We start from the raw sequence: 12,496 nt of genomic DNA, 5'->3' as shown, positions 1-12,496 counted from the left end.
TATGCCGCAAAGATCAAAAGATCAAAAGATCAAAAGATCGCAGCCTGCGGCAGCTCCTACCACCGCAGGCTGCGATCTTTTCAATCTCAGGTGATGGGTGCCGGGTTAAACAGCGTAATGTCGTTATGCAGTTTGTGCTGCTCGGCCCAGGTCTGTTTCTTGCCGCTGGCCACATCCAGATAAAAATGGAACAACTCCCAGCCAAGCTCCTCAATAGAGGCCCTACCTGTAGCAATACGCCCGGCATCGATGTCGATCAGGTCCGGCCAGCGTTGGGCCAGTTCGGTACGGGTCGAGACCTTCACCACCGGTGCCATGGCCAGACCATAGGGCGTACCGCGGCCGGTGGTGAACACATGCAGGTTCATCCCCGCCGCCAGTTGCAATGTGCCACAGACAAAATCACTGGCCGGCGTCGCACAAAAAATCAGCCCTTTGCGCTTGAAACGTTCACCCGGGCCCAGCACCCCGTTGATCGCACTGCTGCCAGACTTGACGATAGAGCCCAGGGACTTCTCGACAATGTTCGACAGTCCGCCCTTCTTGTTGCCCGGCGTGGTGTTGGCACTGCGATCGGCTTCACCCTTGGCCAGGTACCGGTCGTACCAGTCCATCTCGCGCACCAACTCCTGGGCGACTTCTTCGGTCTCGGCACGCGAGGTCAGCAAATAGATGGCATCACGCACTTCGGTCACTTCGGAAAACATCACCGTCGCGCCGGCTCTTAACAGCAAGTCCGAGGCATAACCCAGCGCCGGGTTGGCGGTGATACCGGAAAACGCATCGCTGCCACCGCACTGCATGCCCAGAATCAGCTCCGACGCCGGCACGGTTTCACGACGACGCTGATCGAGTTTCTTCAAGCGGGTTTCGGCCAGTTCCATGATCTGCTCGATCATTTCGGTGAAACCGTGACTGGAATCCTGCAAGCGATACAGCCACGGCTCACTGAGATCCACCGAGCTGTCGTTCTCATGCATCACCTGACCAGCCTGCAATTTCTCGCAACCCAGGCTGATGACCAGTGCTTCGCCGCCCAGGTTCGGGTTGCGCGCCAGATTGCGCACGGTACGGATCGGGATGTAGGCATCGGTGGCGGTAATTGCCACACCGCAACCATAGCTGTGGGTCAGCGCCACCACGTCATCGACGTTCGGATACCTGGGCAACAACTCGTCACGAATGCGCTTGACCGCATGATTCAGCACGCCGGTGACGCACTGCACAGTGGTGGTAATACCGAGAATATTGCGAGTGCCAACTGTGCCGTCGGCATTGCGGTAACCCTCGAAGGTAAACCCCTCGAGCGGTGCCTGAGCAGCCGGCACATCGGTGGACAGCGGCAGGCTGTCCAGCGGTGGCGCGGTGGGCATGCGCAGTTGATCTTCCTTGACCCAGCTGCCACGCGGTATCGGCTGCAAGGCATAACCGATGGTCTGGCCGTAACGAATCACCTGACCGCCTTCGGGAATATCCACCAGCGTCACCTTGTGGCTCTGCGGGACGAAATCCACCGTCACCAGACCGTCCGGAAACTCGGTGCCGGCCGGCACCCCCTGGTCGTTGACCACTATCACCACGTTATCCAGTTCGTGCAGACGGATGTAGCGCGGCGAGTCGGAATGTTCAATCAACTGCATGACGCCGCCCCTCAGGAATGAGCTTGAGAAAGTTTAGTGAGTTGCGGATCGGCACTCGGCGGCTCTTTGAGCACCACACGCTTGATCGGCCCGACGATCACCAGGTAACTGAACACTGCCAACAGCGCGTTGCAACCCACGAACACCAGCGCCCATTTGAAGGAGCCCGTGGAGCTGATGATGTAACCGATGACAATCGGCGTGGTGATCGAAGCGATGTTGCCGAACGTATTGAACAGGCCACCACTCAAGCCGGCGATCTGTTTCGGCGACGTGTCGGACACCACCGCCCAGCCCAATGCACCCACGCCTTTGCCGAAGAAGGCCAGCGCCATGAAGCCGATGACCATCCATTCAACGTCCACATAGTTGCAGGCGACGATGCTGCTGGAGATCAGCAAGCCAGCAATGATCGGCGCCTTGCGGGCGAAGGTCAGGGAATGGCCCTTGCGCAGCAGGTAGTCGGAAATGACCCCGCCCAATACCCCGCCGATAAAGCCGCAAATGGCCGGCAAGGAAGCAATGATACCGGCCTTCAAAATGGTCATGCCGCGTTCCTGAACCAGGTACACCGGGAACCAGGTCAGGAAGAAGTAGGTGATGCCATTGATGCAGTACTGGCCAAGATACACACCGAGCATCATGCGGTTGGTCAACAACTGGCGCAGGTAGTCCCATTTCGGGCCATCGCTGCGTTTGCCATTGCTTTTGTCCTGATCCATATCGACCAGGCCGCCGTTGTCGGCGATGTGCTTGAACTCGGCCTCGTTGATCATCGGGTGCTGGCGCGGACTGTGGATAACCTTCAGCCAGATCAGCGAGAAGACGATACCAATCACGCCCATGACGATGAACACATGCTGCCAGCCGAAGGAGTAGACGATCCAGCCCATCAGCGGCGCGAACAGCACCGTGGCGAAGTATTGCGCCGAGTTGAAGATCGCCGAGGCCGTACCGCGCTCTGCCGTCGGAAACCAGGCCGCAACGATGCGCGCGTTACCGGGGAAGGATGGCGCTTCGGCCAGCCCCACCAGGAAGCGCAGCATGAACAGCGCGACGATGGCGGTAGAGACGCCGAACTCACCGACATAGCCTTGCAGCACGGTGAACAACGACCAGGTGAAGATGCTCATTGCATAGACTTTTTTCGAGCCGAAGCGATCGAGCAGCCAGCCTCCGGGGATTTGCCCGGCCACGTAGGCCCAGCCGAAAGCGGAGAAGATATAGCCGAGGGTGACCGCGTCGATGCCGAGGTCTTTTTGCAGGCTGGAGCCCGCGATGGCGATAGTGGCACGGTCAGCGTAGTTGATCGTGGTCACCAGAAAAAGCATGAGCAGGATCAAATAGCGGACATGGGTCGGCTTGGTCGCTTGCATGTAGAGGTACTCCCACTGATTATTTTTATGCGCGGGTGAAATCTTGTGTTTCCTTGTGCTGCGATTTTTTGATTTTCGACGCCCTTGATGACGCTAAAGATCAAAAAATCGCAGCCTGCGGCAGCTCCTACGGGGGTGTTGCGTGTTACGAACCGACGTAGCTGGTTTTTACGACTGTGTAGAACTCTTGCGCGTAGCGACCTTGCTCGCGAGAACCATAGGATGAACCTTTTCGACCACCAAACGGAACGTGGTAATCGACGCCGGCGGTCGGCAGATTGACCATCACCATCCCGGCCTGGGAGTGGCGTTTGAAGTGGTTGGCGTATTTCAGCGATGTCGTCGCGATGCCTGCCGACAGACCGAACTCGGTGTCGTTGGCCATGGCCAGCGCTGCTTCGTAGTCGGCCACGCGAACGATGTTGGCCACCGGGCCAAAGATCTCTTCGCGGCTGATGCGCATCGCAGCTTCGCTGTCGGCAAACAGCGTCGGCGCAAGGAAGTAGCCTTCGGTGTCACAGGTCACCAGACCACCGCCGCTGACCAGACGCGCACCTTCGGACTGACCGATGTCGATGTACTTCATGTCCTGTTCAAGCTGTGCCTGCGACACCACCGGACCGATATCGGTGCCGGATTTCAACGCATGCCCAACCTTGATCGACTTCATGCGCTCGGCCATGGCGTCGACGAATTTATCGTGAATTCCGGCCGTGACGATGAAGCGGCTCGATGCGGTGCAACGCTGACCGGTGGAGTAGAACGCGCTCTGTACCGACAATTCGACCGCTTGCTTGAGGTCCGCATCGTCGAGAATGACCTGCGGGTTCTTGCCACCCATCTCCAGCTGCACTTTGGCCTGGCGCGATACGCAGTTGACCGCGATCTGCCGACCAACGCCCACGGAACCGGTGAAGCTGATGCCGTCGACTTTCGGGCTATTGACCATGGCGTCGCCAATCACTCGACCGCTGCCCATCACCAGGTTGAACACACCGGCCGGGAACCCCGCGCGGGAGATGATTTCCGCCAGCGCCCAGGCGCAACCCGGCACCAGGTCCGCCGGTTTGAGCACCACGCAATTACCGTAGGCCAACGCCGGAGCGATCTTCCAGGCAGGAATCGCAATCGGGAAGTTCCATGGGGTGATCAGACCGACCACGCCCAACGCTTCACGGGTCACTTCGACATTGACGCCAGGGCGCACCGACGGCAGGTATTCGCCCGACAGGCGCAGGCATTCACCGGCGAAGAACTTGAAAATGTTACCGGCGCGGCTCACTTCTCCAATGGCTTCGGGCAGGGTCTTGCCCTCTTCCCGGGCCAGCAGCGTACCGAGTTCTTCGCGACGGGCGAGGATCTCGCTACCGACTTTATCCAGCGCATCACTGCGTGCCTGGATACCCGAAGTGGACCAGGCCGGGAACGCGGCACGAGCAGCGTCGATGGCGGCATTGACCTGGGCCAGATCGGCCTTGGCGTATTCGCCGATGACATCCGACAACTCGGACGGATTGATATTGGTCGAGTAGTCGGCGCCAGCGACCCATTGGCCGCCGATGTAGTTATCGAATCGTTTGACATCAGACACAAGCAATCTCCTTACGCAAAAGGCCGCTGATTGCTCAGCGACCCTGGTGATTTGTTTACTGCGCGCCCTGCTTGTCGATCAGCGCCGCCAGTGCTTCATATTCTTCTGGCAACAGATCAGTCAGCGGGGTACGGACGGGGCCTGCGTCATAGCCGGAGATTTTCGCCCCGGCCTTGACGATGCTCACCGCATAACCGGCCTTGCGGTTGCGGATGTCCAGGTACGGCAGGAAGAAGTCATCGATGATCTTGCCGACGGTGGCGTGATCTTCGCGGGCAACGGCATGGTAGAAATCCATCGCGGTTTTCGGGATGAAGTTGAATACCGCCGAGGAATAAACCGGCACGCCCAGCGCCTTGTAAGCGGCAGCGTAAACCTCCGCGGTCGGCAGGCCGCCGAGGTAGCTGAAACGATCGCCGAGGCGACGACGGATCGACACCATCAACTCGATATCACCGATACCGTCCTTGTAACCGATCAGGTTCGGGCAGCGCTCGGCCAGGCGTTCCAGCAAGGGAGCAGTCAGCCGGCAGACATTGCGGTTGTAGACGATCACGCCGATGTTGACCGATTTGCACACGGCCTCAACGTGGGCGGCAACGCCGTCCTGGCTGGCTTCGGTCAGGTAGTGCGGCAACAGCAGCAAGCCTTTGGCGCCCAGGCGCTCGGCTTCTTGAGCGTACTCGATGGCCTGGCGAGTAGAACCACCGACACCGGCGAGGATCGGCACGCTGGTGGCGCAGGTGTCGACCGCGGTCTTGATCACTTGCGAATACTCGCTGGCCGCCAAGGAGAAGAACTCACCGGTGCCGCCCGCCGCGAACAAGGCCGAGGCACCATACGGGGCCAGCCATTCGAGACGTTTGATATAGCCCTCTCGGTGGAAATCACCCTGGGCGTTGAAATCGGTAACCGGGAAAGACAGCAGACCGGAGGAGAGGATGGACTTCAGTTCTTGTGGATTCATTATTCGAACACCCTGGAAATCACGATGAGATGAAAATTTACGTCAGCCGCTGCTGATGTCGTACGTCATCGTACAACTTAAAATTTAATCGTCAACTGCATTTCATCGCCGAGGATGAGATCGAGGCAGGACAGCTGCCTTCTTGACATAGGAAAGGGAAGGAAATCACCGCCGCCACTAGGCCATAAGGGATCACGGACATTCATAACGCAGCAGGTGATACGTTAACCGATAAGCGGAACACCTCACCGGCGGCAGATTCGACCGCAACGCGTGATAAGGAAATTACTGCGCCGAAAATGCAGAGGATCAAAAGATCGCAGCCTGCGGCAGCTCCTACGGGGGTTTGTGTACACCGCCCCATTGCGGGGGTACCCGGTCGGCGCGTAGGAGCTGCCGCCAGGCTGCGATCTTTTCGGGGGTGCCGCCAATGCCGGATCAACAGATCGCAGCCTGCGGCAGCTTCTACGGGGGTTTGTGTGCACCGCCCCATTGCGGGGGTACCCGGTCGGTGTAGGCGCTGCCGCAGGCTGCGATGATCAGGCCCTACCCCCGCTGCGCCTCTGCCTCTTCATGGGCATGGCGCAGCCGTTCGCGGCTGTTGGTCAGGTGCAGGCGCATGGCCGCACGAGCCGCGTCCGAGTCCTGGCGGGCAATCGCTTCATAGATTTCTTCGTGCTCGCGACTCAGGCGATTCATGTAGTGCTGCTGGTCATCATGGGCCAGGCGTGCCGAGTTGAGCCGGGTGCGCGGAATGATGCTGGTGCCCAGGTGGGTCATGATGTCGGTGAAGTAGCGGTTGCCGGTAGCGAGGGCTATCTGCAGATGAAACTGGAAATCCGAGGCCACCGCGTCACTGGCACGGGCCGCGCTTTCGTTCAAGGCATCCAGGGCCGCACGCATCAACGCCAGCTGCTCGGTGCTGCGACGTTGAGCCGCGAGGCCTGCGGACTCTACTTCCAGGCTGATACGCAGTTCAAGAATCGCCAACACATCACGCAGGGTCACCACGGTCGCCGGATCAATGCGGAAGCCGCTCGGGCTCGGGGTGTCCAGCACAAAGGTGCCGATACCGTGGCGAGTCTCGACCTGGCCTGCGGCCTGCAAACGGGAAATCGCTTCGCGCACCACGGTGCGGCTGACGCCATGCGCCTCCATGATTGCCGACTCGGTGGGCAACTTGTCGCCACGCTTGAGCAAGCCGTCACGAATCTGCTCGGACAGCACCGTCACCAGTTCCTGCGCGAGGCTGCGGCGCTTGCGTGGAAGGCGTGGGGCGTCGATCTGGTTTTCCATGGTGAACATCTATCTCGAAAAAATCGGCTGAATCGCCATCATAGCGCAAGGGGGTTGTACGATCACCGCCCCTGTGAACCACAATCCCGTAGGAGCTGCCGCAGGCTGCGATCTTTTGATTTTGCTTCTTGCGGCAGTTAAATCGCCGAAAGATCAAAAGATCGCAGCCTGCGGCAGCTCCTACATGGAGACATCTGCCAGACCGAGGTGCAGCTCCTACACAGCCGTCACTGTTTGCTCGACCAGATGGCCACCCTCGATGCGCACATGCCGTGGGTGGAAACGCTTGAGGCTGCTGCGATGTCCGACGCTGACGATGCTCAGGCCCGGCAGCTGGTTGATCAAGGCTTGATAGAGCACCGCTTCATCTTCTTCATCCATCGCCGAAGTGGCTTCGTCCATGTACAACCATTGCGGCGCATAGAGCATCGCGCGGGCGAAGGCCAGGCGTTGCTGTTCGCCCGGCGACAGCATGCGTTGCCAGTGATTGCTCTCGTCCAGACGCGCAATCAGGTGCGGCAAGCGGCAGGTCTCCAGCACTTGCACATACCGCTCGTGCGGGTAAACGTCCCCCGGTTGTGGATAACTCAGGGCTTCGCGCAGGCTGCCAATCGGCAGGTAAGGCTTTTGCGGCAGGAACAGATAACGCTGGGCCGGCACACGGATATTGCCGTGGCCGTCCGGCCAGAGTCGGCCCATGGCCCGTAGCAAAGTACTTTTTCCGCTACCGGAACGGCCGCTGAGCATCAGTCGCTCACCCGCCGCAACACTCATGTTGGCGCCAGACAGCAAGTGACGGCCGTCCGCCAGATCCAGCCCCAGGTTGTGTACTTGCAATTCATCGCCCTGGCTCTGCACATCGATCGCCGGTGACCGGTTTTCGTTGTCGGTCATGGCCTGGCGAAAGCTCAGCAAGCGGTCACAGGTGGCGCGCCAGGCCGCTAGATCGGAATACGCGGTAATGAACCAGCTGAAGTTCTCCTGCACGTTGCCGAACGCCGAGTTGATTTGCATCAGCTCACCGAGCTGGATCTTGCCGCTGAAATAGCGCGGCGCAGCGACAATGAACGGGAAGATGATTGCGATCTGCGCGTAACCGGCGGTGAAAAATGTCAGGCGTTTGGACACCCGCATGATGTCCCAGAAGTTGTGCCAGACCATGCCGAAACGGCTGCTCAACCGTTTGTTCTCGTTCGGTTCGCCGTTATACAGCGCAATGCTTTCGGCATTTTCGCGAATCCGTACCATGGAAAAACGCAGGTCGGCTTCGAAGCGTTGTTGTCGGTTGTTCAAGTTGATCAAGCGCTTGCCGATCAAGTGAGTCAGCCAACTGCCGACCACCGCGTACACCAACGCGCACCAGAACATATAACCTGGGATGGTGTAACCGAAGACTTCAATACTGCCCGACACACCCCAGAGGATGATCGAAAACGAGACCAGACTGACCACGGTGCGGATCAGCCCAAGCCCAAGGTCCAGGGTGTTGGTGGTGAAACTGTGGAGATCTTCGGAAATCCGCTGGTCAGGGTTATCGGTGTAGCCGCCCCGCTCCAACTGATAGTAATTCTTGTGACCGAGCCAGCGGCTGAAATGCTGCTCGGTCAGCCAGGCCCGCCAGCGAATGCTCAGCATCTGGGTCAGGTACAATCGATACACCGCTCCGAGAATCGCCACCGCGACGATCCCGCAGAAATACAGGATCAGTTGCCAGAATGCCGCTTCGTCCTTCTGTTGCAGCGCATTGTAGAAATCCTTGAACCAACTGTTGATCCACACCGAGATCGCCACGCTGAACAACGACAGCGCGATCACCGCAATTAACAGCGTCCACGCCTTGCCTTTCTCCTCACTGCGCCAGTACGGCGTGGTCATCTTCCAGACCCGCCGCAAAAACTGCCCACGCACAGCATCATTGACCGCGGAATACTCAGCGTTCTGATTCATTGTTCAGGCTCGATAAGGTAAAGAACATGCACTGAGCCGATCATAGATGATCGGCTCGGGTTATCGCGAGGTCTGAGGCAGTTGATCCGTGTCCGTTCAGCGGCGAACCGGGCGCTTCTGCAGTTTGCGCTGCAAGGTGCGGCGGTGCATGCCCAAGGCGCGGGCAGTGGCGGAGATGTTGCCTTCGTGTTCGGTCAGCACGCGCTGGATGTGCTCCCATTGCAGGCGGTCCACCGACATCGGGTTTTCCGGCACCAGGGTGTCGAGGTCGGCGTGCTCTGAAAGCAGCGCAGCCAGTACGTCATCGGCGTCCGCCGGTTTGCACAGGTAATTGCAGGCTCCGCGCTTGATCGCTTCGACAGCGGTGGCGATGCTCGAATAACCGGTCAGGATCAGTACACGCATTTCCGGATCGAATTCGAGCAATTTGGGCAGCAGCACCAGCCCCGAGTCGCCGTCCATTTTCAGGTCCAGCGCCGCGTAATCCGGAATATCCTGCTGGGCGATGCTCAGGCCTTCTTCGGCGGACCCCGCGGTACTCACGCGAAAACCGCGGCGGCTCATGGCCCGCGCCATGACGCGGGTAAAGGTAGCGTCGTCGTCTACCAGCAATAAATGCGGCAGTTCTTCGCCTTCGACTTGGATCTCGTCACTCATGTTCATCTCCTCGGGCAACACGGGGCAGGCGCAGCTCGGTAAGCGTGCCACCTTCCTCATGACTGTAGAGTTTCACTGAGCCGCCGGCGCGTGTCACGCTGGCCTTGCTCAAAAACAGGCCCAGGCCGAAGCCTTTGCCCTTGGTGGTAAAAAACGGTTTACCGATCTGCTCGGCAATCGCCAGCGGCACACCGGCGCCGTGGTCGCGAATGCTGATGGTGAGGTCCTCGGCATTCCAGTCCAGGGTCACCTGCAACCCTTCAGGGCAGGCATCGGCGGCGTTGTTGAGCAAATTCAGCAGCGCCTGGGTGAGGTCCGGCGGCGGCGCCATACGCGGCACAGTGCCCTGGCCCAGGCGCTGGAGGCGATAACTGGCCTCCGGGCGCATCAGGTGCCAGCGGTTCAAGGCTTCGTCGAGCCAGTCGGTGACGTCCTGCATGTCCACGGCCAGCCGGCGATTGGCTTCAGCGGCGCGGACCAGTTGCTGCAAGGTCTCCTTGCACAGCTTGACCTGGTCCTGGAGCACACTCAAATCGTCCTGCAACAGCGGATCGTGGTGATCCTGACGCATCTCCTTGAGCAGCACGCTCATGGTCGCCAATGGTGTACCCAACTCATGGGCAGCACCAGCGGCCTGTGTGGCCACGGCCAGCAATTGCTGATCGCGCAGGCCTTCTTCGCGACGGATCGCCCGTAACTCTTCCTGACGCCGCAGCTCCTCGGCCATCTTCGCCGCGAAGAAGGTTATCACTGCCGCGGCCAGGGCAAAGCTCAGCCACATGCCGTAGATCTGCATCTTTTCCCGGGCTATCGGGAACGTCTCCAGCGGGTAGAACTGCGCCAGCAGCAAAGTGTAGAGCGCCAGGGCAATGCCGGAGAGGATCAGCGAATAGCGCCAGGGCAACGTCACCGCGGCGATGGTCAGCGGCACCAGATAATAGGAAACGAAAGGGTTGGTCGAACCACCGGAGAAATACAGCAAGGCGCTGTGGATAAACAGGTCGCAGGCCAGTTGCACGGCGTATTCCAGCTCCGTGACCGGCCACGAGGTGCGCAGACGGATGGCGGTCAAGGCGCAAAGCACCATGGAAAACCCGAGGGTTACCGCCAGTTGCAACCAGGGCAACGGCAGCAGATCGAACCAGTAGGCAAGCCCCACCGAACCGGCTTGAGCGGCCAGTACCAGGGTGCGGATGAAGGTCAGACGCCAAAGGTTCTGGCGAGTGGCGGAAAGCAGTTGAACGGGGGCGAGCATGAGCTCTCCTGATGAGCGCTCCAGGCGGATCGCGACGAGTATAACCAAGCAGCGGCCCGCACAGGCAAACTGCGGCAAACGGCCACAGCCATTAAGCGACGCAATACACTCGTAGCAGCTGGCGAAGCCTGCGTTCGAGCGCGCAGCGGTCGCAATCCGGTGGATGTGTTCTACCTGAAAAAACGAGGTAACAGGTTTTACGACCGCTGCGCGGCCGAACGCAGGCTGCGCCAGCTGCTACGAATAGCACGTTCATCTTGGGGTTGATGTGTATCAAAGTTGTAACTGAGTGAACCGGATAATAAAAGCTACAGTCTGATGGTTTCACGCAGGCCAGGCCCCTAATCCCTGCGGACCGCACTCAAGGAGATTCCATGCACACAGTCAGCCGCAGCGCCGCCCTTCTTGCCCTCAGCGTCAGCACCCTCGCCAGCCTGCCAGCATTGGCCGCCGACGAGCTTCATTACAACCAGATTTCCCTGCGCGCCGAAGTCAGCCAGGAAGTGGCTCGCGACCTGATGATCGTGACCCTCTACAGCGAAGAGCAAAACACCGACCCGGCCACACTCGCCGCGGACATCAGCACCACCATGAACAAGGCATTGGCCCAGGCCAAACAAGTCAAGGAAGTGACCTTGCGCCAGGGCAGCCGTAACAGCTACCCGATCTACGACGCCAAGGGCCAGAAAATCACCGGCTGGCGCGAACGCGCCGAACTGCGCCTGGAAAGCTCGGACTTCGCTGCCCTGTCGAAACTGACTGGCGAACTGCTGACCGAGCTGAAAATGGGCGGCATGGATTTCGCCATCGCCAACGCGACCCGCAAGGCCAGCGAAGATACTTTGCTCAAAGAAGCCGTCGGCGCCTTCAAGGCCCGCGCGCAACTGGCCACCGAGGCCTTGGGCGGCAAGAGTTACAAAATCGTCAACCTGAACCTCAACAGCAACGGCTACCCGCAACCATACATGCGCGGCCCGAGCATGATGAAGTCCGCCAGCATGGATTCAGCGCCGGTGACCCCTGAAATCGAAGCCGGCACCAGCCAGGTCAACATGACGGCCGATGGGTCGATCGAAGTGTTGATGCCTTAAGCAGAGATGAGCCAGTCAGTCTTGTGCTGACTGCGCCACCGTCATCGCGAGCAAGTCGAATCGCCGCACCGTCGCTCCCACATTGGTTCTGAGCCAATCCACACATTGTGCGAACGACACATAACCTGTGGGAGCTTCAACTTAACACTTGGCTGACTGACACACCGCCCGCTACAGATTGACCCGGTAGGTCTGATCCACCTGATCCAACGCCTTGTCCACCAACAGCTTGCTCAACTCGATCATCTGATAAACCCCCAACACCACACTACGACGCGAGTCTTCGAGATCGAAGGCCAGATCGCAGGCAATGGCATTGGCGCTGGCGAGCGTCTCGGAAGCGTTGGCCAGCAGCGTTTCAGTGTCGAGGTTGGAGGCAACGGTGAAGATATTGATCGGCTGGGCATCAGCGAGTCGGGACTTGTCGAGGGGTGGCGTCAGGTAGTGATCCATGGCACGCCGTACGGCGGCGCGGTCCTTGAGCAGATCTTCGGCGCTGTGGGCGTCCGAGATGGGCATGGTTTTATTGAAAGGTGGGTCTGGGACGATCTTGTCCATGTATTGAGCTCCTACTTGAAAATGGGAGCCATCAATTGCCGTTTCCACACGGCAAATAGGTGGCAGCTGTACGCGGGGTGGAAAACCGGTTAGTAGGCACCCGGCCAGACCGAAATCT

General features: G+C 59.4%; 10 protein-coding genes. 1 reads left to right on the top strand and 9 read right to left on the bottom strand.

The window, feature by feature from the left end; genetic code table 11:
- Positions 1-86: 86 nt before the first annotated feature.
- The 8 genes from garD to AC3IUA_RS04975 form a co-directional block, all read right to left on the bottom strand.
- Positions 87-1,640: a galactarate dehydratase gene (gene garD, locus AC3IUA_RS05010; protein ID WP_489359403.1), complete on the bottom strand. Its 1,554-nt coding sequence runs from the start codon at positions 1,638-1,640 to the stop codon at positions 87-89.
- A gap of 11 nt (positions 1,641-1,651) precedes the next feature.
- On the bottom strand, positions 1,652-3,058 hold the full coding sequence (locus tag AC3IUA_RS05005; protein ID WP_489362243.1) for an MFS transporter: 1,407 nt from the start codon (positions 3,056-3,058) through the stop codon (positions 1,652-1,654).
- Between the two features lie 103 nt (positions 3,059-3,161).
- On the bottom strand, positions 3,162-4,607 hold the full coding sequence (locus tag AC3IUA_RS05000) for an aldehyde dehydrogenase family protein (protein ID WP_489359401.1): 1,446 nt from the start codon (positions 4,605-4,607) through the stop codon (positions 3,162-3,164).
- A 55-nt stretch (positions 4,608-4,662) separates the two neighbouring features.
- On the bottom strand, positions 4,663-5,574 hold the full coding sequence (gene kdgD, locus AC3IUA_RS04995) for a 5-dehydro-4-deoxyglucarate dehydratase (protein WP_489359400.1): 912 nt from the start codon (positions 5,572-5,574) through the stop codon (positions 4,663-4,665).
- A 546-nt stretch (positions 5,575-6,120) separates the two neighbouring features.
- Entirely contained in the window at positions 6,121-6,870 is a 750-nt protein-coding gene (locus AC3IUA_RS04990; protein WP_489359399.1) for a FadR/GntR family transcriptional regulator, read from the bottom strand.
- A 216-nt stretch (positions 6,871-7,086) separates the two neighbouring features.
- Positions 7,087-8,817: an ABC transporter ATP-binding protein/permease gene (locus tag AC3IUA_RS04985; RefSeq protein WP_489359398.1), complete on the bottom strand. Its 1,731-nt coding sequence runs from the start codon at positions 8,815-8,817 to the stop codon at positions 7,087-7,089.
- A gap of 96 nt (positions 8,818-8,913) precedes the next feature.
- The gene (locus tag AC3IUA_RS04980) at positions 8,914-9,474 is read right to left on the bottom strand and encodes a response regulator transcription factor (protein WP_489359397.1); all 561 of its coding nucleotides are present in this window, start codon (positions 9,472-9,474) and stop codon (positions 8,914-8,916) included.
- Complete coding sequence (locus AC3IUA_RS04975) at positions 9,467-10,729, bottom strand: ATP-binding protein (RefSeq protein ID WP_489359396.1); 1,263 nt, start codon at positions 10,727-10,729, stop codon at positions 9,467-9,469. Before AC3IUA_RS04975 ends, AC3IUA_RS04980 begins: the two co-directional genes overlap by 8 nt.
- 374 nt (positions 10,730-11,103) lie before the next feature.
- Here AC3IUA_RS04975 and AC3IUA_RS04970 point away from each other — a divergent pair, with 374 nt between their 5' ends.
- The gene (locus AC3IUA_RS04970) at positions 11,104-11,820 is read left to right on the top strand and encodes an SIMPL domain-containing protein (RefSeq protein ID WP_489359395.1); all 717 of its coding nucleotides are present in this window, start codon (positions 11,104-11,106) and stop codon (positions 11,818-11,820) included.
- A gap of 171 nt (positions 11,821-11,991) precedes the next feature.
- Here the strand turns inward: AC3IUA_RS04970 and AC3IUA_RS04965 are convergent, their stop codons facing one another.
- Positions 11,992-12,378 (bottom strand): DUF6124 family protein, encoded by a 387-nt coding sequence (locus AC3IUA_RS04965; protein ID WP_489359394.1) that lies wholly within the window; start codon positions 12,376-12,378, stop codon positions 11,992-11,994.
- Positions 12,379-12,496 lie beyond the last annotated feature (118 nt).

This window comes from Pseudomonas sp. KH_050, from assembly GCF_057838875.1.
This window is presented reverse-complemented; position numbering and strand designations above follow the sequence as displayed.

Bases quoted from the DNA above. Each gene is read 5' to 3' on its own strand.
- kdgD (WP_489359400.1), bottom strand. From the start codon at position 5,574: ATGAATCCACAAGAACTGAAGTCCATCCTCTCCTCCGGTCTGCTGTCT.
- garD (WP_489359403.1), bottom strand. From the start codon at position 1,640: ATGCAGTTGATTGAACATTCCGACTCGCCGCGCTACATCCGTCTGCAC.
- AC3IUA_RS04985 (WP_489359398.1), bottom strand. From the start codon at position 8,817: ATGAATCAGAACGCTGAGTATTCCGCGGTCAATGATGCTGTGCGTGGG.
- AC3IUA_RS04980 (WP_489359397.1), bottom strand. From the start codon at position 9,474: ATGAGTGACGAGATCCAAGTCGAAGGCGAAGAACTGCCGCATTTATTG.
- AC3IUA_RS04975 (WP_489359396.1), bottom strand. From the start codon at position 10,729: ATGCTCGCCCCCGTTCAACTGCTTTCCGCCACTCGCCAGAACCTTTGG.
- AC3IUA_RS04970 (WP_489359395.1), top strand. From the start codon at position 11,104: ATGCACACAGTCAGCCGCAGCGCCGCCCTTCTTGCCCTCAGCGTCAGC.
- AC3IUA_RS04965 (WP_489359394.1), bottom strand. From the start codon at position 12,378: ATGGACAAGATCGTCCCAGACCCACCTTTCAATAAAACCATGCCCATC.
- AC3IUA_RS04990 (WP_489359399.1), bottom strand. From the start codon at position 6,870: ATGGAAAACCAGATCGACGCCCCACGCCTTCCACGCAAGCGCCGCAGC.